19 protein-coding genes and 4 pseudogenes are annotated in these 26187 nt (G+C 57.2%); 16 read left to right on the forward strand and 7 right to left on the reverse strand.

Annotated elements, in window-relative coordinates:
- Positions 1 to 736: 736 nt before the first annotated feature.
- The gene (locus MUBE_RS01175) at positions 737 to 940 is read right to left on the reverse strand and encodes a hypothetical protein (RefSeq protein WP_116539153.1); all 204 of its coding nucleotides are present in this window, start codon (positions 938 to 940) and stop codon (positions 737 to 739) included.
- Positions 941 to 2745: 1805 nt separating this feature from the next.
- Here MUBE_RS01175 and espB point away from each other — a divergent pair.
- The 4 genes from espB (at position 2746) to MUBE_RS01200 (ending at position 8033) form a co-directional block, all read left to right on the forward strand.
- Positions 2746 to 4137 carry an EspB family ESX-1 secretion system-associated protein gene (espB, locus tag MUBE_RS01185; RefSeq protein ID WP_116539155.1) on the forward strand — a complete coding sequence of 464 codons (1392 nt, stop codon included), beginning with the start codon at positions 2746 to 2748 and terminating at the stop codon, positions 4135 to 4137.
- On the forward strand, positions 4137 to 4478 hold the full coding sequence (locus MUBE_RS01190; RefSeq protein WP_116539156.1) for a YbaB/EbfC family nucleoid-associated protein: 342 nt from the start codon (positions 4137 to 4139) through the stop codon (positions 4476 to 4478). The genes espB and MUBE_RS01190 overlap by 1 nt, the downstream gene beginning before the upstream one ends.
- A 501-nt stretch (positions 4479 to 4979) precedes the next feature.
- On the forward strand, positions 4980 to 7097 hold the full coding sequence (locus tag MUBE_RS01195; protein WP_116539296.1) for a secretion protein EspK: 2118 nt from the start codon (positions 4980 to 4982) through the stop codon (positions 7095 to 7097).
- 501 nt (positions 7098 to 7598) lie between these two features.
- Complete coding sequence (locus tag MUBE_RS01200; RefSeq protein ID WP_424399004.1) at positions 7599 to 8033, forward strand: hypothetical protein; 435 nt, start codon at positions 7599 to 7601, stop codon at positions 8031 to 8033.
- On the opposite strand, the gene groL is transcribed toward MUBE_RS01200, so the two are convergent.
- The 3 genes from groL to MUBE_RS19640 all read right to left on the reverse strand — a co-directional run bounded on the left by groL (position 8030) and on the right by MUBE_RS19640 (position 10609).
- Entirely contained in the window at positions 8030 to 9655 is a 1626-nt protein-coding gene (gene groL / locus MUBE_RS01205) for a chaperonin GroEL (RefSeq protein WP_116539157.1), read from the reverse strand. The two genes, MUBE_RS01200 and groL, sit on opposite strands and share 4 nt — an antisense overlap.
- A gap of 285 nt (positions 9656 to 9940) precedes the next feature.
- Complete coding sequence (locus MUBE_RS01210) at positions 9941 to 10255, reverse strand: hypothetical protein (protein WP_116539158.1); 315 nt, start codon at positions 10253 to 10255, stop codon at positions 9941 to 9943.
- 132 nt (positions 10256 to 10387) lie between these two features.
- Positions 10388 to 10609 carry a benzoate/H(+) symporter BenE family transporter gene (locus tag MUBE_RS19640; RefSeq protein ID WP_424399011.1) on the reverse strand — a complete coding sequence of 74 codons (222 nt, stop codon included), beginning with the start codon at positions 10607 to 10609 and terminating at the stop codon, positions 10388 to 10390.
- Between MUBE_RS19640 and MUBE_RS16570 the strand changes: the two genes are divergently transcribed.
- From MUBE_RS16570 to MUBE_RS01260, 10 genes and pseudogenes are all read left to right on the forward strand, one after another.
- On the forward strand, positions 10524 to 10790 hold the full coding sequence (locus MUBE_RS16570) for a hypothetical protein (RefSeq protein WP_243632713.1): 267 nt from the start codon (positions 10524 to 10526) through the stop codon (positions 10788 to 10790). The two genes, MUBE_RS19640 and MUBE_RS16570, sit on opposite strands and share 86 nt — an antisense overlap.
- Before the next feature lie 969 nt (positions 10791 to 11759).
- A complete protein-coding gene (locus MUBE_RS01220; RefSeq protein WP_133297012.1) occupies positions 11760 to 12044 on the forward strand; it encodes a hypothetical protein in 285 nt (94 codons plus the stop codon).
- Positions 12045 to 14176: 2132 nt separating this feature from the next.
- Positions 14177 to 15112 (forward strand): SDR family NAD(P)-dependent oxidoreductase, encoded by a 936-nt coding sequence (locus tag MUBE_RS01230; RefSeq protein ID WP_116539161.1) that lies wholly within the window; start codon positions 14177 to 14179, stop codon positions 15110 to 15112.
- 3 nt (positions 15113 to 15115) lie between these two features.
- A pseudogene (locus MUBE_RS01235) lies at positions 15116 to 16401 on the forward strand (molybdopterin molybdotransferase MoeA).
- A 35-nt stretch (positions 16402 to 16436) separates the two neighbouring features.
- Positions 16437 to 17168, forward strand: a complete 732-nt coding sequence (locus tag MUBE_RS01240; protein WP_116539162.1) for a phosphatidylserine decarboxylase — start codon at positions 16437 to 16439, stop codon at positions 17166 to 17168.
- Entirely contained in the window at positions 17165 to 18028 is an 864-nt protein-coding gene (gene pssA, locus MUBE_RS01245; protein ID WP_116539163.1) for a CDP-diacylglycerol--serine O-phosphatidyltransferase, read from the forward strand. The genes MUBE_RS01240 and pssA overlap by 4 nt, the downstream gene beginning before the upstream one ends.
- Before the next feature lie 92 nt (positions 18029 to 18120).
- Positions 18121 to 20196 (forward strand): annotated as a pseudogene (locus MUBE_RS01250) (AAA family ATPase).
- 330 nt (positions 20197 to 20526) lie between these two features.
- On the forward strand, positions 20527 to 20877 hold the full coding sequence (locus tag MUBE_RS01255) for an iron chelate uptake ABC transporter family permease subunit (RefSeq protein ID WP_116539164.1): 351 nt from the start codon (positions 20527 to 20529) through the stop codon (positions 20875 to 20877).
- A gap of 25 nt (positions 20878 to 20902) precedes the next feature.
- Positions 20903 to 21064, forward strand: a complete 162-nt coding sequence (locus MUBE_RS15325) for a hypothetical protein (protein ID WP_165849621.1) — start codon at positions 20903 to 20905, stop codon at positions 21062 to 21064.
- A gap of 234 nt (positions 21065 to 21298) precedes the next feature.
- Entirely contained in the window at positions 21299 to 21493 is a 195-nt protein-coding gene (locus MUBE_RS01260) for an ATP-binding cassette domain-containing protein (protein ID WP_116539165.1), read from the forward strand.
- A 45-nt stretch (positions 21494 to 21538) separates the two neighbouring features.
- On the opposite strand, the gene MUBE_RS15330 is transcribed toward MUBE_RS01260, so the two are convergent.
- Positions 21539 to 21703, reverse strand: coding sequence for a hypothetical protein (locus MUBE_RS15330; RefSeq protein ID WP_165849622.1), 165 nt, complete (start codon positions 21701 to 21703; stop codon positions 21539 to 21541).
- Between the two features lie 297 nt (positions 21704 to 22000).
- Here MUBE_RS15330 and MUBE_RS01270 point away from each other — a divergent pair, with 297 nt between their 5' ends.
- Positions 22001 to 22252, forward strand: a complete 252-nt coding sequence (locus MUBE_RS01270) for a TroA family protein (protein WP_116539167.1) — start codon at positions 22001 to 22003, stop codon at positions 22250 to 22252.
- Positions 22253 to 22625: 373 nt separating this feature from the next.
- Here MUBE_RS01270 and MUBE_RS01275 read toward each other — a convergent pair whose 3' ends face one another.
- Complete coding sequence (locus tag MUBE_RS01275; RefSeq protein WP_424399005.1) at positions 22626 to 23393, reverse strand: hypothetical protein; 768 nt, start codon at positions 23391 to 23393, stop codon at positions 22626 to 22628.
- Positions 23394 to 23677: 284 nt separating this feature from the next.
- On the opposite strand from MUBE_RS01275, the pseudogene MUBE_RS01280 reads away from it, so the two are divergent.
- Positions 23678 to 24740, forward strand: a pseudogene (locus tag MUBE_RS01280) (transposase).
- 195 nt (positions 24741 to 24935) lie between these two features.
- On the opposite strand, the pseudogene MUBE_RS01285 reads toward MUBE_RS01280, so the two are convergent.
- Positions 24936 to 25609 (reverse strand): annotated as a pseudogene (locus MUBE_RS01285) (ATP-binding protein); the annotation flags it as partial.
- Positions 25610 to 26187 lie beyond the last annotated feature (578 nt).

Consider the following 26187-nt stretch of genomic DNA (forward strand, 5'->3'; position numbering starts at 1 on the left):
ACCAATTTACGGTTGTGTTCATGCCATAGTCGGCTAGCAGAGCGGTGCGGACATGTCGACGACTACACACGTTGCGGAAGCGTTGGTGGATCTCGGTGATGGTGTCGGCCATAGTTAAGGAGCCAGATCTCGCCGTCCGACCCGGGCTGTCGTCGATAATATCGCAACAGAGAACGTGCCAATCCTGTTACTTGGCAGGAGGATCGTGCTGTATATTGTTATTTGATCAGCCTTTCAGCGATCACGTGCCGGCGTTCCGGAAGTATCATCTCCTATGTATCGAAGAGCTGGGAGGAATCCCAGGGCAACCCCAGCTTAGCTTCAAGCTAAGCAATCCCATTGCGGGCAGGTGTCAGGTTCGTCTCTCTTGACGCTTGGAGTGCCATCGATGACCCTGGCGTCGATTAACACTTGACCTTAATCTACTGGGAAAGCGTGGTCTGGCAGATCCCCGATTTCGGCCGTTACTGCGACAACCGTTTTACTCGGTCGCAATCAAGCAACAATTACCGGCGCACCGATGATAAGTACGTACTGGGCATGTGACCTCCTGATGGTTACCCTGCCCTCGACTCTCAAAACCGTGTACCAACAACACGGGTACAGATCTCGTGGATCAATCGATAAAGTCGGGTCATCGAATCTATTTTTGCGGTTTCGAGTAAGGTCAACATTTAGTGAAGGCACACAATGCTTTTCGGAGGTTTTATTCTTGGCTGTTGAACGAGATACTGTTCTATTGATCATGCCAGGCGACCTCAATCATGAGCCCAACATTCACTTTTGGCGGCTCATCCCGCGAAAGCAATGCCCTCAGCACATCATGCACGCTCTGTTCACAGCACTGCATCGCCTCGACGTCTGTAGCCGTGTACTGGTCATACATCTCATCGAGTTCCGTGATCTCCGCAGCGTATTGCCCGATCTTGTTCGTCGCCACCTGCTGCGTCCGCTGACGTTGTTGTTCTGTTTGGTTTCCTGTCCAACCTAGGTTGCGAAGCGCTGGAGCTACTATTCGGCCGCTTCGGCTATCCGTGTCGCGGTTGGACTCGACCAGACGTTTCCCGGTTCCGTACGTCAGTTTTTGAGCGAGTCAACTATGTGCTTCAGTCCTGGTCCCAAGCTGCTCGACAGTCACATTGCGGTTAGTAGCGAATCACTATCAGGGTCATATATACATATTGCCAGAGTTCTTCTCTGATGGAAGTTTGCTGTACATGTGTGTCCAACTAGAGAGTGAATCGTCAGAGTTGCTCTGCGGTGATGGTTCGTTGTAGAGCATCTTTATATTTTTTATAGCTGGAAATGATTATTGTTGCACGTGTCAGTGTTTGCGGTGTGGACATTGGCGTCATCTAGGTTGATTGAGCGGTTTTGGCGCTGTTTGCTTCGGTGCTCGAATATGCTGCGGCAGTTAAGTCCCAAATCGACTGTATACCCCTCAAAGGTTGCCGAGGCTTGATAGATTTTTGTGACACTGTGTTGCGTGCCGAGCAAAGTATGCTACTGCCGATTCCGGCACTACGTGCCTACCCGGGTGCTGAACATGTGTCGTTGCGGGGTACGTTGCAACACCGAACCCCTTCATGTCAGTAGCAATCTCCGCCAACGCGAAAGCCACCATCTTCAACGTCTCGAGGTTTACGGACACATAAAGATATTCTAATTCCACTTTTTCAACGAGGTCGGTAACGTAAAACCTAACAACTTTCATGTGTCGGTTAGCATCGCGGACGTTGTTGGTGTGGCGAAGCCATCACTAGGCACAGTTGCATATGCGTCTATCAAGCCAACACTACCGGGACTACTGTCTAAGGCAGGCTACACCAAACTATTGCTCTGCAAGGGTAATGGGACTACCTGGATTCCTCGTCTCGAAGTTAAGCTATCAGATATATGCTTGCGATTTTGATGACGATCAACGTCTTAACGCAGGACCGCAATGCTTTTCGTAGGTCTTTTCTTCGAACTGAACTGAGATCCTGTTCTGTCGAGTGTGCCGACGTCTTAAAGCACCAGGACAGTCCCAGATGTCCGTGTGACACCCGGAAATCCGAAATAGATTTTCGAAGTTCAGGTTTGGTGAATATTGGTGAGTGTTGCTTGAGCGTCCGTAAGCGGGGAAATCCACATTGGTGTCGGAAAGCACGTGCGGCGCCCCGACTCTGCTAATCGGTTTGATGATCCGTGCAGTAAGCAAATCACGGAACGCCCCCATCACCATCGGTGGTGACTTCAAAGCTGAGTATTCGGTGGGCATGGCACAACATCTCTCGTGAGTGTTGCAAGCAAGAGGACACGATTTCTAGGAATCTGTTGTCGCCGGATACCCGTGTGCTCAGGATCCAGATTCTGCTGGCTGGCAGCCAGGCGTTGGGTCACTGCTTTCAGTGCCTTCAATCGAGCCTGGTTATGTGCCGATCCGAAATGCTCGATCTAGCGAGGTCTCTTCCGCGAGGACTACACGATCGGTACCGCCGTTGTTCCTGAGGTAGTCATCACAGTGCACACATACACCGCCATCGCACACTAAAGGGCTTCAGTTAGTACGTACATTGTGCTATCCGCCACCACCGGAAACCCCTAGTTCAAGGTCCATGGCTATGACGATCACCGAAAAAGTGGCTCAAGCCAGGTGAGCTAACGCTGCACCAGGTATGACGCGGTAGCTCTAAGAATTTTAGTGCGAGAACCACCGACTTTAGCGACGATAATGCTTTGTAGCAGTAAGGAGGCTGATGCGACATGACACAATCACAGACAATGACGGTGGAGCAGACCGAAATCCTGGCGAGGGCCGCCGAGATAGAGTCAGCGATGACGGCAGCACCCACCAACATAGTTGCCAACGCGTGCGCTCTTCAGGTCGCAGTCAACGCGGCTCAACAACTCAATTTGAACGCCTACAACATGCGGATCTACCTTGCGGCAGGCTATCAGGAGTGGCAGAAGCTGGCGCAGTCCATGCGGAACGCGGCCAAGGCTTATGGGGAGGTTGATGAGGATTCGGCGCAAGTCATGAACAACGACGGCCAAGGTTCCGTGTCGGCTCATTCGGCCGGGACAGAGAATGGGAGTGTGGTCGCGTTAGGCGGTACTCCGACCGTGAAATTAGGCAGACCTGATTTCATCGACCTTAAAACGGCGGCCACCCAAATCGAACAGCCAGACCAAGGGGCATCAGCCGCAAGCTTTAGGGATGCCTGGATTAAGTATAACCTTAAGTTGCAAGAAATGAAAAAGCTTTTCCGGCCCTTCCGGGATTGGACAGGTGACGCGGCGGCCGCGGTTACGGTTTCAATGGAGCAACAAAGTGAATGGTTGGATCGGATGGCGAAAACGAGTGTCGCGATGGCTAAGCAGGGTGACTTCGTAGCGGATTCGCAGCGCACGGCCTATGTAAACCACCCGAAGCTATATGACATACAGGCACTCGAAGCGAAATACAATTCGACCACTGACCAGAACGTCAGACAGCAACTCATGCAGACCTATGCGATCTACCAGCAAAAGTCTGATGACGTCCTGTCCCAGTACAGCAGCAGCTGTATCCTCGAGGCAGTGCAGCCACCGAAACCTGCCGTCGCAGTCAAAATCGATTTGCCGCCAGACTCGAGCCAACAGAGTCTGATACCCAGTTATGTGATGAAAAATTTGAAGAGCGGTACCGGCGGTAGCCTTACGCTGCCCATGATGCCGCCCACGATGTCTTCGTCTTCCATGAGTGAGTCTAGTGGTTCTGTGCCGACTGCCACGGGCGTACAGTCGACAAATGCTGTACACGATGTGGCGCATGCGCCGGCGGCAGCAAGTGCCGGGATGAAGCCGATGTCGTTCAGCGGCGGTGGAATAGGAGGTGCTTCGGTGTCGCCGCTAGTGCCCAAGGTCTACGCGGACTCGGCGCGGCCCGCTGCAACGTCCGATGTCGCAGAGGTGGGTCGTGGTGCTGGCTCCACCGTCGGTGCGGTAGGTGGCGGTGGTATGGGAATGCCGATGGGCGCTTATGGTGCGGGGTACGGAAGTTCCAAAACTAAGGGAACTCAGCAAGACGACGAAGCGCTTTACACCGAGGATCGGGCGTGGACTGAGGCCGTCATCGGTAATCGCCGTCGCCGAGACAGCAAGGAGTTAAAATAATGGATTTGGACCCGACGCAAGCTCGGACATTAGCTCTGCTAGGGCAATTTCAGTCGGCCTTGGACGGACAGTTCAACCGAATGAACGACGGAGTTTTCAAAGCCTCGGATCGAGAAAAGACCGTCGAAGTAACGATCAATGGATATCAGTGGCTAACTGGCATTCGTATCGAAAGTGGCGCTTTGCGTGAGCTGGGCCACGAAGTAGTCGCCGCTCGGATCAACGAAGCTTTACAGAATGCGCAGGGCGCGGCAACCGCCTACAACGAAGTCGCGGGGGAGCAGCTCGCCACAAAGTTGTCCGCCCTCTCCCGTGCGATCAGTGAACCGCCGTTAGCTTAACGCCTTGTTGTGACGGCAAAGGTCTAGCGGTGTAGTATGCATTTCAGCGACATTGCTGGATATTGGTGATTAGTTAGTTGTCATGGTGCGGTATCGGCAGGCCATTTATTGGCCGTTGAGTACGAATTGGTTACGGTCCAACCATGGTGGTGTGAGCAGACACTCCGTCGCTGGTGGCTTTGCACGTTTATGGTTACACAGTGACAACCGCGGTATGAGAAGGTCGCCGCTTTGATTGCTAAATGCCGCAGTTGGCTGCCCTTAATGTTGGTTACGCTTAATAATTGTATGATCTGCGCGATATCCACACCGAGCGGCCGCCAGCGTATTTGGGAGGTAACACCTTGACCGATGGTTCAAGCTGTGCAACACGTGTGCCAATTTAACGCGAGATTACTCCGGACGTCGATAGATGCTCAGCCAACCGGACATCGTGGTATGGGGTTCGTCGATAGACGTGATCGATGTGGTCGGGCGAGTTGCTGGGAGGTGAATATACAGTTGGGTATTTTAAGGCCAACGGGTGAGTATGCCGAGCGGATGCTCGATCCAGGTGGGTGGCCAGATGCCAATGAAGACACCTTCTATGACCGAGCACAAGAGTTCAGCCAGGTTTTGTGGAAGGTCACCGATGTTTTGGAGACAACTCGGTATCAGAAGAGCCTAGTCTTCGACAGCGGTATTTGGTCAGGTGGTGCCGCCAATGCCGCCAGCGGCGCGCTCGGCATGAATGTCAATCAATTAATGATGTTGCAGGATTATCTCACAACGGCGATTACCTGGCATAGGCATATCGCTGGGTTAATTGCGCAAGCTAAGTCGGATATCGGAAATAATGTCGACGAGGCCCATAGAGATATCATAGTCCTAGAGAATGACGCTAAGATGAACGCTGACGAGCGTGCCACTGTAATTAATCAATTGGTCAACTCGACATATGTGGCCAATGTCAGCGTGGTTTCCGACGCCGCTGAACGAGTCTTGGCATCCAAGAACTGGAAACCGCCGAATAGTGCCTTGAAAGAATTGCTTGATCAGAAATCGCCGCACCCAGACGTACCGATGCTGGTGGTCGAGACCCCGGGCACTACGCTGAACATACTGAAATCAACCTCTGTATCTTTCATCCCAATGCCAGTTTCGCCGGTAATCCCGAGCAAGCTCGGCATCCCGGTTACACCGCCCCCAGTCAGACCTGTAACACCTACGCCGGTAACTCCGGTCCCGGTGACGCTGACGTCAGCTCTCGTGGCACCGCCACACTTAGCACCCAACATGCCGTTTTCGGCACCTGGCACCCAGCCAGTCCCAAGCCCATCTCCTTCACCTAGTCAGCTCTTAATGCCGGCGGACCTTGGAAAATCTCATCCTATGACGCCAGACACCTCTGGGTACGATGCTGCTTATATGAAACCGGTGGCGGCGACGACCGATGCGCCAGTTTCGGGTAAGCATGTCGACCATCAACTGCAATCTGGGGCAGGAGCAGACGACACATCAGATACATCAACCGAGGTGGCGCGCACCGCAGCTAGTGGAGTAGGTGTACCCGCAGCGAGGTTGGCGTCGGCACCAGCCCCGTCGATGGGTGGTGGCGGCTCGAAATCGGGCGGAGGCTTGGATGCGGGTTCGGCCACGGCATCGAACGCGACCCAGCGTGGTGGAGTTGGCCGGGCGCCGTTGGGATCGATCAAGTCAACGGTAGTGGTGCCAAGTACTGAGCACGTGTCGACGCGTCTCACCCGTCATGCGGCGCTGAGGAACGACACGCATGACGCCGAGACGTCTGATTTGGCGGCGGCCGTATCGGTCCCGGTTTCGGCGGTGCGGGCCGCGCGCGACGCTGCGACCGCAGCCACTCGTCGCAGCGCTAAGTCTGATCCAGTCGTGTTGGCACGACGTATACTAGCTGCGCTAAACGCGTCTGACAGTCCTGGTCTGGGTGACTTCGGATTCTTCTGGATAACCGCGGTGACCACTGACAGAAAGATCGTGGTGGCCAACAGCTACGGGCTGGCCTATATCCCCAGCGGGGTGGAGTTACCGAACGCAGTGTATATGGCCAGCGCTGATGATGCGATCCCTGCCGAAGAGCGGGCTCGTTCTGCTACCTACCCAGTAATGGCTGTCCAGGACTGGGCGACCCATTACGCGACCAAGTTGCGGGCGGTAATCGGTACTAAAGAGCAGTTAGCTGACTCTGATCCTGGCGCAGCCAAGATCATGCTAGAGCGGGATGATATCCCCGAGAGCGGTAGAATGATTGGCCGGTCTCGGCTGGAAGTGGTGGATCCAGAGATGGCGACTCGGCTGGCAGACACCAGTGATGTGCGTTTGCTTGATCTGTTGCCCCCGGCTCCGGCTGATGCCAATCCACCAGAAGATAGGCGAACCATGATGTGGTTCGACCTGATGAAGTTCATGACTAGCACCGCCGCTGGCCGCGAGGTTGCACACCTGAAGGCGTTCCGCACCTACGCTACCCACGCCAGAGAGATCGCACTGCACCAGGCGTATAGTGCGGCCGATGCGCAAGCTCTGCGTCCGGCCGTGGCTGATTGGCTGTACTGGCAATACGTCGTTGTGTTACTTGGCAATGCAATGTCGGACATGGTCTAAGCCAAGGCAGGCAACAGTCGCGACGATGAACTCCGGTTGCCTCAGCCGCAGCAGGTCATGAGAACCGTGGTGACATACGCTATACTAGCTCTCCGCTATCGCGCTGTCGGCTCCGTCTTGTCCGAGCAGGACTAGGTCACACTTTATGAGACTCTATATATACATTTGGGGATGTAGTCGGGGTCTGAGGCTGTCGGTGTCCAGTAGTGATCTGGCGATGTAATGGGTGAGGTTGCGGAACCCGAGGGCGGAGCCTTGGAAGTGTTCGAGTCGTCCGTTGATAGCTTTTGGTCGGTCGAAGAGAGTGACATTCTTTTCAAGATCTGTCCGAGGGTTATAACCTCCCTGAGCGTCTTGGGGACTGCGTAGCGTACGGATACGATGAGCTTGACCATCGTTTCGCGTCTCTTTTTCTTGTCGGGTTTAAGATAGAATTTAAGTGGCTAGCTACAGTTCTTACCCACTGCCCCTTCACCTATCTGATCGCCGTCGATAACGGCTATGGCGTGCACCGTGCACACTGTGACGGTCGAACCGACGCTGTGCATCCTTACCGAAGACCCTGGGAGCCTCGAGGTGCCCGGAATAGTGATCGATGTCAGCTTGATCGGCGGGCACCCCCACGCAAACTTCACCCAACACAGCAACGTCGTCACGCTGCTGTGGCCTCCGCCCGAGCCCAGCAAGTACTCACTGATCGTCGACGGCCACGCCGAGGCGAACCCCGACAACGAGACCGCCCGGTACGGTATCGTTCCGACTGACTCGCTCGGCTACTGCACCGCGAAGCCGAACCTGACCTTACCGAAACCGCCAAAGACCACAAGCACGACTGCGTGCTGTTCTCACTTCAGACCTAACCCGCCTACGCGCACGAAAGAGCCCGGTCTCAAAATAAAGGGGACCGGGCTCTTTCGTGCTTGGACTGGGATTTAAAAGTCCATACCACCCATACCGCCGGTCGGATCGCCCGCCGGAGCAGCCGGCTTCTCCGGTTTCTCGGCGACGACGGCCTCCGTGGTTAGGAACAGACCAGCGATGGAAGCCGCGTTCTGCAGTGCAGAACGAGTCACCTTCACCGGGTCGGCAACACCGGCCTTGAGCAGGTCCTCGTAGTCACCGGTAGCGGCGTTCAGGCCGTGGCCTGCCGGAAGGTTGCGCACCTTTTCGGCCACCACGCCGGCCTCCAGCCCGGAGTTGAAAGCGATCTGCTTCAGCGGAGCTTCTAACGCCACCTTGACGATGTTGGTGCCGGTCGCCTCGTCACCGCTCAGTTTCAGCTTGTCCAAGGTCGGAGCTGCCTGCAACAAGGCCACACCACCGCCGGCAACGATACCCTCTTCCACAGCCGCCTTGGCGTTGCGGACCGCATCCTCAATACGGTGCTTGCGCTCCTTGAGCTCCACCTCGGTGGCAGCACCGGCCTTGATCACCGCAACACCGCCAGCCAGCTTGGCTAGCCGCTCCTGCAATTTCTCACGGTCATAGTCGGAGTCGCTGTTCTCGATCTCGGTGCGGATCTGGGTCACCCGCCCGGCGATAGCGTTGGTATCACCGGCACCCTCGACGAGGGTGGTCTCGTCCTTGGTAATGACCACCTTGCGGGCCTTGCCCAACAGCGACAGGTCAGCGTTCTCCAACGTAAGGCCGACCTCCTCACTGATGACCTGACCGCCAGTGAGGATAGCCATATCCTGCAGCATCGCCTTGCGACGGTCCCCAAAACCAGGAGCCTTGACCGCCACCGACTTGAAAGTGCCGCGGATTTTGTTGACGACCAGGGTGGACAGCGCCTCGCCCTCGACATCTTCAGCGATGACCAGCAGCGGCTTGCCAGCCCCGATGACCTTTTCCAGCAGCGGCAGCAAATCCTTGACGGTAGACACCTTGGAGCTGACCAGCAGGATATAAGGATCCTCCAGGACAGCTTCCTGACGCTCAGCGTCAGTGACGAAGTAACCCGAGATGTAGCCCTTGTCAAACCGCATACCTTCGGTGAGCTCGAGCTGCAGGCCGAAAGTGTTGGACTCCTCGACAGTGATGACGCCCTCGTTGCCAACCTTGTCCATCGCCTCGGCGATCAGGTCGCCGATCGACTGGTCACCCGCCGAAATCGCTGCAGTGGCCGCAATTTGGTCCTTGGTTTCGACCTCCTTAGCACCCTTAAGCAGGGTCTCGGTGATTTTCTCGACGGCCTTTTCGATGCCGCGCTTGAGGCCCAGCGGGTTGGCGCCAGCCGCGACGTTGCGCAGGCCCTCTTTAACCAGCGCCTGAGCCAGCACAGTAGCCGTAGTGGTGCCATCACCGGCGACGTCGTCGGTCTTCTTGGCGACTTCTTTGACTAGCTCGGCACCGATCTTCTCGTACGGGTCCTCCAGCTCGATCTCCTTGGCGATGGACACACCATCGTTGGTGATCGTGGGAGCACCCCACTTCTTCTCTAGGACGACGTTGCGGCCCTTGGGACCCAACGTCACCCTTACCGCGTCGGCGAGGCTGTTCAGGCCCCGCTCGAGACCACGACGGGCCTCTTCGTCGTACGCAATTGTCTTAGCCATTGCGAAGTTATTCCTCCGGATTGGGAATGAAACTTAGAGTTACCGAATGACGACAACCCCGTTACTTATGCTGGCCGGGTGCAGTGCCCGCGACGGACGACCCCAACTTCCTGGCTGGGTCTCACCGTCCCGACCTAGCACTCGCCGGTCGCGAGTGCCAACGTCATTTTTAGCACTCGCCTATGCCGAGTGCAAGAACACCCCTGGGAGGACTACCACGCCGCGCGCAAACCCTTGTCAATGACACCAGTGACCCGCTCAACGCCAAGTTGCACGCCTCCGGAGTCAGGGACCACTAACTTGGCCGACCAACAGGCCGCCGGCGGCAACTACAGCCTGTACCGAGTCGATATCGCCCCGGCTGATGATGAACCCGGACCACACCATTCCGGAAACCTTACTTTGTTTCGTCCGAGACGATGAAACTTTACGATGGCCGTAACTGGAAGGATGCTCAGCAGGGCTAAATTTCTCCACGTTCTTCCCGGCGGATTGCACGGCTGCCACAACGAGGCCGACACCGCCACCTCCATCTTGATGCTGTTCGCTACGTTGGCGGCTATGATCGACAACGAACGCTGCGAGTAGTCCGTCCGGCATGGACAACTACTTGGGTCCAGTAGCTGGCGGATCCTGTGCGCAACCGACTCAGAAATTAAAATTAAGCTCCAGCCTCGGAGCAGTCAGACGTCGAATCTACTTCGACAGGACGGCCCGTCATAGCCTCCGGGTTCAGGCTCCGGGCCTGTCGCAGCATTGCGTGAACAATATGAGGCCTGTATTCAGTGCCCAGAATGTGGCGCCCACATCAGTCGGGCTTACCGCCGATACGGCCACAACTAACGTAATCGCTGCTGGGGCCCGCCCCATGAGGTCCGTCGGGTCAGACATAGCTGCTACCAGCGACGAACCCAGAGTGCCGCGTAGCTTGAGTCCGGCCACTGCGTTAATCACCTCGACGGGTGCTGTGGAGATGCGCGTGATTAACGCGGCAAGCATCAGGCAGACAAAGCCGAAGGCCGTCGTGGCCGGTTACCACCACGCCGGATCACGATGTGCCTCCGGAGAGATCGGAACGGCCGGGCTAATGGTGGACAAGCTAATCACGTGCCCCATCGAACACCACGGCGATTAGCGTACCGAGCGCGGTTACCGCCATTGATTCCCACCACGGTACATTGGTAGCCATAGGAGCCTATAATCACAATACTGGGCACGTTCTGGGCCCCCATCGTGAAGATAGAAGATATAGTAGAGTTTAGTGCGATACCGACCGCCGCCTCCTAAACTCATTTGCGTCATTTGCGGGGTCGTCCAGACACGGGAGCGACGGCCTCGAAAGGGTGGGGCGGTGGGTGAGAGCAGTCATGCCTAACGTGGCCACGAAGGCCGTCGGCACCGTCCATCGTGGAGCGAATCCGGTGAACGCCAGCCAGGTCAACAGGATAGGCGCCATCTCCAACAGGTGCGCGGCCAGGCCACGGAGCAGGGTCAGACACAACTATAACACAACACCGGCGAGCATCGCCTGGGTAATCTGTGCCAAGACCTCGGTGATCAGCGTACTCATCCGCGTCCACACGCCGGCCAGCAGCAGGGCACTGACAAGCAAAAAACGCTCAGACCGCGGCCGGCTAGCCGCCCCTCTACAGCACCAGTGCTGACAGGACCACAACACCGGGCGTCGACTAGGCGGTGGTGAGCGGCAGCCGGTGTCGCCGGCTCAACCACAGCGTTCCGAGCTCGAGGGTGCGGCACACCGCCGTCAACCCCGCGGTGACCTGATCAAAGGGACTCTCACCGCCTGCAGGCCGTCCAAAACGACGACGAATGCATTCGTGTAGCCTCCTAGCGCGATGCTAGACTCTGCATGAATCGGTTTAACTTGCGTTCCGCAAACATATTTTTTATTTGAGAATTTTAGTTCCCAACGTTCTGTTTCAAGAATCCTTAGGTATGGCAAGGACGTGGACGAGATGTCAGTCTTGGTGGGCCGCCCGGGTACGTGCCGAGCCACAGACAAGCAGCCTTTACGCTTGCCGCACTGGTGGCTGCGGCGAGCATCGGCATAGAGGAGTCTCTCTCGGAGAGAGAGAGAGAGAGAATGGCACGCGCAACTCGACGCTGGGGATACTCTATGCAGTCACCGATGTACAGAGGCTGCCGCTACCAACGCTCCTTAACGACTGCCCCGGGATGGGCAATCACTGTAGCCGGAATCGCCGCCAGCCTGCCCGACGTCACCGTAGCCGAACATGGCATCGTCAAAGTGTATCGCTTGACACCGGGAACCGGTGCTCAGCACCGTTCCACACCGCACGGACGCGGTATCGTCGAGCACGTGTTGATGACCTTGGGGCAAGCGACCGTCAGGCGCGCCGGTGAATGAGGTGGAGCTAGCCGCGAGCGACCCGGCCACCTGGAGCTAGCGATATCCCCCACACCTATGCCACGCTCGACGACACACCCACTGACGCCGTACTGGTCATCCGCTCGCCTCACCGCTTCGAGCCAACCGTGCAGTCTTAACCTGTCCCCCGTAGTTAAAGCAAGATAACATAACTTGATAGCTGTTGGCTATTGCACTTGAGTAAACGGATATTTAGACTGTCAGTGTCGGTTAAAAACATCGTACCGTTGACATGGTGGCCTTGTCGCCCGAGAAAGAGTTATTGCGGTGGTCAAATTTGGCCAATCCACTGGTGCAATGCCTTATCCATCTCAGGGTAATCATCCGAACGTATCAGGCAAGGCATTAGAAGCTACCGGGACAGAAGTGCGCCACACAGGAGAGGGCAGGCTATAGCAAAGTCAGCGCTCGGGTCGCAGTGATTTTTAACCTGTTTTACAGGCAGTGTGTCGAACGCTGTAGATACGTATTCAACTGCCGAGACCACCAACATCGAGCAGATGGGCTGATGTCATTGCCGACCGTATACCAGCACAACAGGTGTCGACACCAGCAGTCGTTACGAGCCGACAGGAACAAAGAACTTTGTCTGATGAGATAGCGTCATCGCCAAAGGTTAACATCGCCAGGCGGCATTCCGGTCCGGGCATTGACTCAATGCTCTATAAGAGTGACCACTCTTAAGTGGGTATAGGGCGGCGCTTGAGCTGCATCATGCCGCGAAAGATCCTGGTGAAGAGCTAAGAATACTGGCAGGGACATGAACGGGTCCAGCGATGACGCTGATGACCCAGTAGGCCGCCCAGGATCAAGCTTAGTTGTTGAACTGTCGCAAAATCGCCACAGCGACCATCTGCCAGGTCTAGCACGTCACGGAAGCCCATCTAGACAACGCTTGAAACGATAGTGCGCCCGAGCGTGATCACCACTAACCGCTTTAAGCAATCGCGGCTGTTCGGGTACAACCAAATACATTTAGAGACACGCTCACTGGATCGAAGAGCTTGAATGCAAATAACAGCAGTTCTGGGCCGACAACGTCGAGGCGATGAATGTCTATGCGCGCAATACGGCGTCCGTCATTGGGACACTGACCTCGCTTTCTGGAAGCGTTGCCAGTCGGTCAACGATACCAAGTTAGTCGTGCAGGCCGCCGCGTGCTAGCCGGCCAATTATAACGATCAGCAGCTACGTCCCGTATCCGCCGTGGCCGTTTCAGTTGATCGACCATGCTGCCCGCGTGTTGCGCCCGAATCGCGAACACGGCTTAGGCCAAAGTAACTTGCATAACGTGTCAGTGCAGCTGGTACGCACGGCTAGGGTGCGTCCCATGGACGGCCCGGGCAGGTGGTATTTACATTGCATAGCAGCGCGTTTCTGGGGTGTGGGCCAAACTAGCATAGTCGAATTGTCGAGGCACTATCGAAGTTCGCTTACTCCCCAATTTTTGTTGATCAACTATCAGCTTCTGCTCACACACTCAATCAGAATGGCGCTCGATTACTACCACGATAGCTACCAGTATCTACAACAGTTAGATTACGATCCAGAGCAGATCATGCTGGCCGGCGATTACGCCAGCAGGTAAATATCTCGCGCCGACGCTTTCCCAGCGGCTAAAGGAAATTTAGGCGAGAAACCAGCGGCGCTGGCCACGATCTCATCACTACTGCAGCTGGCAACAGAAGACAAACAGACACACCCCAACGCCAAGACCGACGCACTGTTCCCGCCGAATGCGTTCGATGCATTGGACCCGTGGGTTGCCAACTCAGCTGCGAAGAACAACGCCGGCGGCACGCCCGAGGAATTCTACGAGCCGCTGGACCACATAGCACCGGGTCTGCCAGGCATACTGATTCACATATCCGGAGCTGAGTTGCTACTGCACGATGCACAGTCAACCGCGACGCAACTGACGGCCGTCAGGGTGCCGGCCGAGATCCGCATGTAGACCGGACAAGTACATGTCCTCCAGGTCGTCGCGCCAGATCGGCCAGTACATCCACGAGGCCACTAGCTAAAGCCGCTAAAAACAAGCCTAGGCGTGATTATGCTGACCACTGTCCCGTACCCCGCAGCGACCGATTCCAGGCGAGTATGTTGTGCCCATGACCCTCAACGCCCAGGCCCGCAAATGGTCAGAGGCCGATATCCCGGATCAAAACGGCCGCGTTGCTATCGTCACCGGCGCCAACACAGGCATCGGGTACTACACGGCCTGCATGCTCGTCGACCGCGGGGCGCACGTCGTGTTAGCGGTGCGCAATCTTGCGAAAGGCAACACCGCGCTGGCACGCATGGTTGCCGCCTGCCCGAGCGCCGACGTCACACTGCAGGAGCTCGACCTAAGCTCACTGGATTCGGTGCGGGCTGCCGCGGACGCGCTGCGCGCCGCCTACCCGCGCATCGACTTGCTGATCAACAACGCCGGGGTGATGTGGACGCCGAAGCAGGTCACTGCGGATGGTTTCGAAATGCAGTTTGGCACCAATCATCTCGGTCATTTCGCGCTAACCGGACTGGTGCTCGACCGGTTACTGCCGGTGCGCAGCTCGCGGGTAGTGACCGTGAGCAGCCTCGGTCACCGGCTGCGAGCCGCAATCCACTTCGATGATCTGCAGCGGGAACGTCGCTATGCTCGGGTCGCTGCCTACGGGCAATCCAAATTGGCCAACCTGCTGTTCACCTACGAGCTGCAACGCCGGCTGGCGGACTGGTCTGATGCGAAGACCATCGCCGTTGCCGCGCACCCCGGTAGCTCCAACACCGAACTCATCCGCAACCTACCTGCGACCATCCGGTCCGCCGCCAACCTGTTGAACCCGTTACTCTTCCAGAGCCCGGAGATGGGCGCGTTGCCGACGCTACGGGCCGCCACTGATCCGGCCGTCGAGGGCGGCCAATACTATGGACCCGACGGTTTTGCCGAGCAACGCGGACATCCCAAAGTCGTCACATCCAGCGCACGGTCGCACGACAAGGATTTGCAACGACGGCTGTGGACAGTCTCCGAGGAACTCACCGGCGTTAGCTATCCGATCTGACACCTGGTCCGCACGCCTCATTGCGAGGCCGATCATGACCGAGTACGGTCAATTGAAGATCATCAGCGTGTCGTAACGGAAATAATCAGTTCCTGTCCGGTGGTCATGATGTCGCTGAACGAGGCCCTCAGACTGGCCCTGGTTGACAACGCGGTCACGCAACTTTCACTGCCAGTTTTTTGACAACTCGGCGCTAAATTGCTATGCGGTGCGTGCCAAGGACACTGCGGGTGCAACACCCGAATGCCCGGTGCTGCTGCCGGTCGCCGAAAACATTCTCGCCACACACACCGATCAATTCACGTTGCAACCCGATACCGCACATCGGATCATGACCGGCGCCCCGATACCGGCGAAAGCCATCGTACCGGTCGAAGACACCGTAGGCGGGCTACAGTTAATGACAATCCTGTGGAACGCCAAGCACGGTCAGCATATTCGGACGGCTGGCAAAGATGTTGCCCTCGGCAGTGCCGTGCTTCGGGCGGGTCAGCTGGTGACATCTGCCGTGCCTGATTTGATCGCGGCGCTGGGTACGGCCGAACTCAACGGGATCCCGCGACAGCGGGTGCTGGTGATCTCCACAGGGTCCGAGCTGGTGTCGCCGAGCACCTCGCACTACAGTCGGTGCAGATCTAGGAACCTAACTCAATCATGCTGGCTGGAGCCGTTCGCGACGCTGGCGCGACCGTGGTCGCCACCGCCACCGTCGGCGATGACGTCGCGCAGTTCAGCACGATTCTGGATCGTTACGCCGGCACTTAAAACCACGTCGATCTGATCCATCACTACCGGAAAAGTCAGCTTCGGCGCCTATAACGGTCGTCAAAGACGCGTTCGGCCGGCACGGCTACCAAGGATGTCGAATTCGTCAAGGTCGCGATGCAACCAAGAATGCCGCAGGGTATCGGACGGGTGACCACCAACCCGACTGTCACGCTGCCCGACAACCCGGCCAGCGCACTGGCGTCCTTTTGAAAGTTCACCCGTCTAGAAATCCCGCACTGTGAAGAGCCATGCTCCTAAGACGGATCCTGGAGCGACCACACCGACCCGCGGTGCTTAACGAGGCGCTGAGCTCACCGCACGGCAGGCGGCAGTTCCGACGCGCACTGCTCCATTCCGCCGAAGATGAGGTAGATGGAGTCGACACCGTTACCAGTCACGGCCCACTAGCCGTACCACTACTTACGGTGGCCGGCATCGGGCCAATGATCTTGCTGGAGATCCCAATAGATTTCGTGGAGGTGTCAACCAGGACTCAACTGCAAGTCTGCGACCTCCGGTAACGTCGCCGGGCATTGCGGCTCCGTAAAATGAACGGGTGGCAAGACGCCTCCGCGCCGAATCCTGGAAGGAAGGCCCTGCGCACCTGCTGGAGTTGGTGCGCTCCGCCGTTCCCCCGGCTCACCCTGCCGGGCACCCGTTCATCTTTGCTGGCCTAGCGGTGGCTTCGGCCGGGGCGGTGGGGCAGGCCGTAACCGGGCGTAAATTGCGCTGGCTACGCCGTACGGGGTTGCTGGCAGCCGGTGCCTGCGCAGCGTTCTTCCGTCATCCGCCACGAGTGCCACCCACCCGCGCCGGTGTCGTCGTCGCCCCCGCCGACGGCGTGGTCTGCGTGATCGACTCCGCCTCGCCGCCCGCGGAACTCAACATGGGCGACCTGCTACTGCCGCGGGTCAGCATTTTCCTGTCGCTCTTAGACGCGCACGTGCAGCGAGCTCCTGTCAGCGGCGAGGTGATAGCCGTACAACACCAGCCGGGCCGCTTTGTATCAGCCGATCTTACCGCGGCGAGCACCACGAACGAACGCACCAGTGTCCGCATCCGCACGGCCAGTGGCGCTGAGGTGACGGTGGTGCAGATCGCGGGCCTACTGGCGCGACGAATCGTGTGCGACACGCGCCTGGGCGACAAGTTGACGATCGGCGACACCTACGGATTGATCCGATTCGGCTCCCGGCTGGATACTTACCTGCCACCGGATACCGAGCCAGTTGTCCAGGTGGGCCAACGTGCGGTCGCCGGCGAGACTGTGCTGGCTGACCTGCCATGACCAGCAAGCCCCGGAGCAGGAGATCGGTAAACCTGCAGATTCTGCCCAGCTCGATGACAGTGCTATCTATCTGCGCGGGGTTAACCTCGATCAGGTTCGCCCTAGAGCACCAGCCAAAGGCTGCGATAGCACTGATCGCCGCAGCCGCCATCCTCGACGGACTAGATGGCCGGGTCGCGCGGATCCTGGACGCCGAGTCACGGATGGGCGAAGAAATCGATTCGCTAGCCGACGCGGTGAACTTCGGGGTGGCGCCCGCGGTGGTGCTCTACGCGACGATGTTGTCGACGGCACCCGTCGGTTGGGTAGCGGTGCTTCTGTACGCAGTGTGCGTGGTACTGCGGTTGGCAAGGTTCAACGCGCTACTCGACGATGGGACCCAGCCCGCCTACGCGCACGAATTCTTCGTCGGGATGCCAGCTCCGGCGGGGGCGGTATCAGTGATCGGTCTGCTTACCCTGAAGTTGCAGTTCGATGATGGCTGGTGGACGTCCACCTGGTTCCTCTGCGTCTGGGTGGCAGGGACGTCGATGCTCCTGGTCAGTCGAATCCCGATGAAAAAGATGCACGCCGTGTCCGTGCCGCCGAACTACGCGGCCGTGTTGCTGGCGATGCTGGCGATCTTCGCGGCAGCTGCAGTGCTGTCCCCCTACCTATTGATCTGGATGATTATCCTCGCCTACCTCTGCCACATCCCGTTCGCAATCCGCAACCAGCGCTGGCTTGCCGCGCACCCTGAGGTATGGGACGACAAACCCAAGCAGCGCCGCGCCGCGCGGCGTGCGACCCGTCGGGCACGTCCGAACCGTCGGTCGATGGCGCGGCTAGGGCTACGGAAACCGAGCCGGCGGCTAACATGACCCAGCCCGGTTCGACGTCGTAGGACTCGAACCCGCAACTCGCACTCACTGCCCGGCTCAACACCCCTGCCGTCGACTCCCGCCACGACGTCATCCGTTTACACCCGAATACCATTGCTGCACTTGGCACCCGGCAATGAGATACGATATCGTTAGAGTACGTTAGCAGACCACGGCAGCAATGACGACGCTGACTAGCCAAAACACCATGATTGGCGCCACGGTATTTGACGAAGTGACGTTGTTTAATCCTGGGCTGCGCGAGGGTACTCCGGTAATCGTAAGCGCGGTCACCGTTTACGACGCGCGGTCGGTCACGCTGAGCGGCTCGTCACTGACCACCCAATCAGTTCCGTCGGTCACCCTGCGCCAGAACTTGCTGAGCAAAGTGATGACCGTCGGTGACGTGGTGTTACTGGTACCCCGTGCCCTGAGCCTCGATACCTCAACGTCAGCCACCACTCACGCACTGGCGGTGACGGTCGGCATCAGCTGGACCTCGAGCTGCTCACCATCACCGGCATGGACCCCGACAAACCGGTCAGCGTACAGTCGAACTTGCTGTTCACCTGGGGTACCAGCATCCCCTTTCCGCTCGGGTCGGGACGCTCTCACGGGAACCGGTCCAGCGCCACAAACCCCACATTCCAAATCGACGACCTCAAGGATATGCAGGTGCAAGTCGACAAGATAACCGAATGGCTCAAGCTTGCCATCGACGAGCGGCACCTGCTGAAAATCCTTGACAATGCAGCGAATTTGGGTGTGCTGATGCCAAATCCGGTCGATGTCGGCAAAGCGACACTGGTCCGCGCGGTGCGCGCGCACCGCAAGCTGATCGAGCTTGACGGCCCAGAGGTCGACACACTGATCACCAAAGACCACCTCAAGATCGTTGCTAAAGTGGTTACAGCGGCGCACGATAGTGGCGACGTGCTGCTCGTAACCGATATCGACGCAGCACTGCCGGCCAGTATTAAGCCAGCCGTCACCCGTATCATCGCTGAGCTGCACACACTGCAGTAACCACCGACAGCGTTGCGTCGATTGCCACCTCAGCGTGCCTCGGCTAGCTCGATACGCAGCTGCGCGCCCTCGAGCTGGGCTTGTCGCTGCCCAACGATGCCACCCGCAGGGCACTCCTACAAACACTACTGAAGCCGGCATCTGTTGGCAATCTAAATTTCAACGAAATTGATTGTTTTACAAAGTTTTTAATTGTTTCCTGCCTAGTTAAGCTGTTACGCAAAGAAGCACTGCTGGCCGCGTCGCGCACCAGTATCGATAGGTACCCACCCACACTCAACCAAGGCGATCGTACCAGTGCGCTCAGTGTCATCTGGCCGTTGTCTCACTCAGCCAGCTAAAGGCTAACGATTAATAATCGTTATTCTGGAGGATGATGGCAACATGGCCGATGTCCAACAGGCACTGACCGAAGCGGTGCTGCAGCCGTCGCAGCGTTCTAGCACCTTCGCCCGGTTGGGCCGCCGACCCTCCGCGTGGGGTGTTACTGTGCAGCCCGCTAGACTGTGGCAAAACCTTCGTGATTCGCACGCTGGCCAGCACCGTGCATTTGAGCGTGCACGCCGTCAAAGGCTCCGAGCTGATGGACAAGTGGATCGGCAGTTCGGAGAAGACGATCCGTGCATTATTCCTGCGTGCTCACGACTCCGGACCGTCACTAGTGTTCCTCAATGAAACCGACACATCGGCGCGTCGCTGCGGTCAGAACTTCGACTCGGGGGTCACCGATCGTGTAGTAACCGCGCTGCTGACCAAACTCTACGGCATCGACCCACTGAGTGACGTTGTGGTACTGGGCGTCACCAACCGACCCGATCTGATCGACCCAACACTACTATGGCCGGACCGGCTAGAACGACTGGTGTTTAGCTAACTGCTCTACGCTGCCGCGCATCACGAAATCCTGTGCACTGCAAGGAAATCAATAACGCTCAGCACCGAAATCTACCTCGTCGACGTGGTAACCGAACTCGACGGCTACAACGCTGCCGACTGTGCAGCACTGCTGCGGAAGGCTGCCCTCACCGCGATGCGGCGTTCCATATTACACTGCCGACCTGGCGGAAGCTCTCAAGACCGTGCATCCTCCGCTGGATCCCAGCCAAGTGTTGCAGCTGCGGACGTTCACCGAGGGTTGGTAAGCCCTAGTCAGTGCCAACCACCGAACATAGCCGGGCTTTTGCCCGACGAGATAGCCGAACCACTTGACTGGACGCGAGTAGTGCACTACATACCCGACGATGTTAACTGGGCGAACTTCCGCTACACTGGCCGCTGTCACCAGTTCTCAATTATGAGTACACATGTCCGGGAGTCTGAATATCGGCGAGCGTGGCCACCCCGTGGCTAAGGCGGTTCGCTAATCGGCTCAGAAGAACCCCAATGGTGCGGCAAAATAGGCCCATTGTGCGTGTCTTTGGCCTGTCTCACGACTGAAGGACGACACGCGGGTATTGGGGAGAACACGATGAGTGGCGGTAGCATTCGCGCTGCTGCTGTCAGCACTCCTCAGGACGATATGGGTTGGCGTCGCCCTCGGCACCATCGCAGCTCGGGACCGGATCCTGTATCACATCGTTATCGACTCCCACATCCCACGGATACTCAGCGCAACACTGGTCGACACGACCTTGTCCGCCATCGGCGTAGCGGCACAAGCTACGGCGTACAGCATGCTCACCGACCCGTACGTATTCGGTGTATCCGCTGGAGCATCGGTCGGAGCCACGGCCCGGTTGTGCCGTTCGGCGCATTCGGTGTACTCAGCCTCTACGCACTGCCGACGACAACGTTCCTCGGGCCGCTCGCGGCCACGGTACTAAGGTACGCGATCACACAGTTGAGTGGATGCCTATCGCCTCCTGCGGTTTAGCGCGCATCGTCATACCGTCACAGGAGCTTCCGATCGACGCGGTCGACGTGTGGGCCTGTGAGCCTACACAGAACGCCCATCACGTTGTCGTCGTAACTCAGCAGGCACCCTCTGGCATTGGCTTCACCGTACGCTAAGTCGCTACCACCGTGCAGCTCTAACATCGCGACGGCCCCCGAGTCGACCGTACAGCGTGCACCGCTACGCTCTTAGCAGCCAGGGCGGAAGGGTTGGCGGACAAAACATTCGGTACGGTTTCCCGGCGGCGAAGCCTAGCGAGGCCTCATCGCCCGGTCCTTCGCACAGGAATCGCGCGTGCCTTGCGCTTGACAAGCTCACCAGCCACCTCAACGTGCGGACACCAACTGACCGTGCTCCGCACGGTGTTCGACCTCAACATGACCGTTGCCACAATCCTGCATGACCTGAACCTCGCAGGACAATTCTGCGACCGCATCCACATCATCCTCATCACAGGCGAGATCTTGTGCTCCAGCACACCACGCGAGGTTTTGACCGTCGACACGCTGCGTCGCTGGTTTGATGTGCGCGCAGACGTAGTTTAGCACTCCCCTGATCTTCGACGAAAAGAAATGGGCATGAGGCGACTCCTAGCCCTGTTGACAGTGGCGATGCCCAACATCCAGCTGCAGTGCGACGATGCGGGAAGCTGCGTTGCCAACTAATGCCCGAGAAACAACGGTGACGAGCTGCGGCACGCCACTGACAGTGCCGTCACCACCGAACCGCGTGATCACCAACGACACAGTGACCACCGAGTTGCTATTCGGGTTCTACGATCGGATGGTCGGCCACACCACCTACGACGACAAACACGTCGCCTATCAGGCTTCGCCCTGTCGCAGCGATCTCGACCACATTCGGTCGCTTGGCTCTGGGTTCACACGCGAGATACCCCAGAACGCAGATCCAGACCTTACGTTCGCCGGCTGGAACTATAGGACTCAACGAATCTGTCGGCGTACCACCCGATTATATCATATAGTATTGACAGTGCGTTATATCAGCTGACCGCAGCGTGTCAACAGCAGGACGGAACGTACTGCAGGATCATGCCACCGCCGGATGCCCTCTACACCGACCTTACGAATCTGGAAACGGTCTTCAGCGTCGCGGACCGCGTCACGAAACTACTAGCCCAGCATCGGGATCGTGTCGCTAAGATTTGTGCACAAATACCCTCAAAGCGGGTGCGAGTGTTCGTCTTCAATAACGTGCCACCCACCCCGTTCACCATGGGTGACGTCGCAGACGACGACAATATCTTCGTGGGACTGTACGACTCGTGGGTGACCACGTCATAGGAGGCTGCAGTGCAACATGATCCGCAGGTGATCACCCTCGTCGACGAAGGATTCGTGCCGGAGAACACTCCAGCAGTAAAAATTACGCAACTACGTATGCAACCGTTATAGCCTCAACCACCGCGATCCGGGAGGACAATTTCGTTACCCTCTCCTACGTCGCATTCATAGATAGGGTCAAGAACCCCGGACAGCATCGAAAAACTTGCTAAATACCTGCGGTCAAAGGCATACTGAGGAATGGCTTGGTTCTACGCCACGTGCGCGCTGCAGCAGACGCATGTAATCCAGTGACCTGCCGCCTAGTGAACCAAGCGTGACCGCGTCGGCACGGGAAGTGTCCATGCTAGCCGCCACCGGCAACTTACGTAGTTCAAGTGGCCGTATCGACGCGAGTGCAGACAAGCATTTGGTTGCCCCCCGCTTGAAATTCGTAGTCAACAGCGATAACTTCGCCGTGTACACCGTCGGCGCGCAACCCGCCCAGCAGGTTGTCGAGGTCATAACGGATGGACCCCATCGCCACCAGCGGGAAAATTCTTAGCTCTGTTCGGGTGACACGCATAAGTTCGTTAATGGCTTGGTGGTGAAAAGCCGGCGAGAGTCGGTCGGCGTAAGTGAACAGCAAGTGTGAACTAAGCACAAGGTCGAAAGTGTGAGTGGCAAAAGGTAGACGAGGCAATTCGGCGGCCACATAGTTATTCGGGTAGGCATGGTAATCGCGGACAAATAATCGACCTGCCTGGCTTCGCGACTGATGGTGATGCTCCGGGCTACGAAAGAAAGTCCACCGATACTCATCGGGATGGTCACGGACGTATGCATTTCCACGATCAGTTTCGGCTTGGATAAACAACGCCAGGTCTGTGGCCGCAAGTTGGCGACCATACAGGGGATCGGCGGCCATTGAATGACCGCCGGCAGTGTTGATTTCAGCCGTGGCGCTGGATGCACCACCGGGGCAGTCCAAAATCGTGGCGTCTAGATCAGCGACGGACAGCGCGAACATCGCCCGGTATTCGTCGAGGCCCCGTGAGGTGATTACGATCTCACCGATCCCACTATCGGGAATCGCCTGAGGCGACTGGGTGTCACAGCAGTCGACACCAGGGTCAGAGCCGGGTTTGTCCAAGCTTGCCACCAGCAGCGCTCCTTTCAGCGAGATCACCACCAATCGCCTTTGACTGTGACGCACCGTCAAATTCTACCGTTGATTGCATCATTTTGCGGGTCGACCGTGACCAGTCATCTAAAACACCTGCACCTTAAGTGGGATCGCTTAGAACAACCCCACTGCGACCACAATAATTTGTCATATCTTGGAAATATTAAGTAGCGTAAATATTTTCAAAATTCCATGTACGTTGTTTAAGGGATTGTCGCAGTTGCGGGTGTGGTGCAGGTCGGTATGACGTTACCGGTGGTGTGAGCTTAGTCTGCGTTTATCTGGCCATTTTCTGCCTCTTTGATGAGTTCGAGTTGGAGGTGACAGCTCAGTGCATGGATTCCGATCGTGCGGTATTGGCCTGTAACGTCACCGCCAAGGACCGCTGGTGTTGCTGCTGTGGAGCGCAAGACGCTGTGTGTGACACTGCGCCCGGCAACTTGCCTATGAGCCGTTTGGGTAGCGGCCCATCATCTTGGCGGTCTCTGTCCGTCGCTATCGGTGTGCCAGCTGCGCTCATGTGTGGTGTCAAGACACATGTAAGGCCGCCGAACCGCTGGACGGGTTGTCCCGCTGAAGGTTGCGCCGGGTACTAGGTCGGCGCGGCTGCTCTATATCATCGAAGGATACCCCAAACAGGCCTTCCAACAGTGGTTGGCTTGCCGGCCACAAAAGTCGAGCTATGGTGCGGAAGTTGTTGCCAGGGAAGGATTTAGCTGGTTCAAAACTGCTATTGCTGAAGAGCTACCCGAGTTGGTGGCGGTGATGGACTCGTTCCATGTGGTCAGTTTGGCCGGCAACGCCTTCGATGAGTGCCGACGTCGCGTGTAGCTGGACATCTGCGGGCATCGGGGCCGCAAGATTGATTCGCTCTACGTCTCGCGGCAGACTCTACATACTGGAGCCGATCTGCTTACCGACAAGTAAGCGAGTCAGTTTCACGCTCTGTTCACCAGCAATGCCCATGTTGAGGTCGAGGTCGTCTGGTCGATCTCTTAGCGAACCGTCGCTGTCTACCACGAACCCAACCAAGCGCAAGGCCGCACAATGATATTGGCGCTGATCAACACGCTCAGCAATAGCGTCCTAAACGCTCTGCAGGAAGAGATCACCCTCGAGTTGACCTGGATAGAAACGAGTAGCCGATATCCTGGCCTGTTTCGATCATCCTGGCACCTACAACGGCCCTACCGAAGCGATCAACGGCCACCTCGAATACCTACACCGCTCCGCCCTCGGCTTGCGCAATCTCACTCACTACATCGCGCCCGATCACTACTGAAAACCGGCGGATTCAGACCTCAACGCCACCCTCAATCATGAAGAACCAGATTCAGAGTTGTTGAACCTCGATGTGTCCTACCAACGAACAGTCATCATCTTGCGCCGCTGGTGGTGATCACTCCGAATAGAACTTTGAATTAGGAATACAGAGGTGATCATCACGCTGCAGAGGCATCTGTCAACGGCAACTGAATTCTGGTCATTTGTCGGCGAGTGAATTTGGACCAGCCGGGTTCATTGTTCGTAGGTCGTTACGTTAGAGATGCGGCCAAGATCTTGGTTTTTGATGCGGTAGTTGTCTTTTTTTGAGTGCGATACCCTTGGCGTGGTGGACGAAGCGTTCGATCATGGTAGCGGCGACTACCTAGTCACCGAAAACTTCACACAACCGGCCGAAGGGTTTGTTCGAGGTAACGATGAAACCGGCGAGCTCGTAGTGGGAAGACACCAACTGGAAGAATAGGTCGGCGACTTAAGGCTCAACTGGATGTAACCAACCTTGTCGGTCACGAGCAGTGGGTAACGGGCCAAGTGGACGAGCTTGGCTTGCAGGATGCTGTCGTGGCTGGCGGTGGCGAACAAGACCCGGCGTCCAGCCTGGCGCGCCCGGATTACGATGCCGGTCGCCAGACGGGTCTTTCTGGTTCCAGGCGGCCCCAGGAATCCGGTATTGTCCTTAGCGGTGACGAAACCACCAAGGTGCTCAAGTGAAGCGATGGTGTCGTATTTGAGGCCGCAGGCGTGGTCGATTCCTTGAATGACTTACGCAATGGAAACTGGGCAGTCTGAATCTTTCTCTTACCGCTGTGGGACTCACGGGCGGAGACTTTGCGCTGCAGACATGACGCCAGGAACTCCTCATAGTTCCACGTCTCTGAACGAGCCCGTTCTGCGAGCCATTCAACGGCCTACTCGAATAGGTCGTGAGCAACTCCCGGATCCGCGACTCGACCGCATTGACCACTGAACTCGCTGATATTCTCAGTAGCCGAGCACTGACTAACGCCGCCTTCACGGTATTGCGCGCTATCCCTACCACCCGCGCAACCTCAGAAATCGACAACTGCTTCGACCGGAGCAACCACCGGATCTTTGCCTCGTCATCCATGCTCGACACTCGCTTCCTCCCTGGCTCATCCGAAGCCAAGGGCCTCCAGGAAGCGGGTCAAAATTCAGTTGTCGCCGACAACATCATGTTTAGGCAATGCGATGTTAGTCGTAGAAGTTCCGGAACGTCTCGACAGTCGGGTTGTTTAAACTACCGGTGCCGATGGGCGCGTTGCGCTTGGTGCTAATTCGCGATTAATACTACCGTAGGTAGTTGTTGCCAGTATCCAGTGTCCCGCTAGGCCGTAGTCGATGGAGATGAGTATACTCAATCTTGAAGCTATAATATTTTAATTTGCTTGACGCATTTGGAACTTAGTATCAGCGATACTGGAATTGTGTGCCTACACGTGCCGCATCATCTGATGTCTTTGAAAAT

The organism is Mycobacterium uberis, assembly GCF_003408705.1.
In the GTDB taxonomy this organism is placed as follows: domain Bacteria; phylum Actinomycetota; class Actinomycetes; order Mycobacteriales; family Mycobacteriaceae; genus Mycobacterium; species Mycobacterium uberis.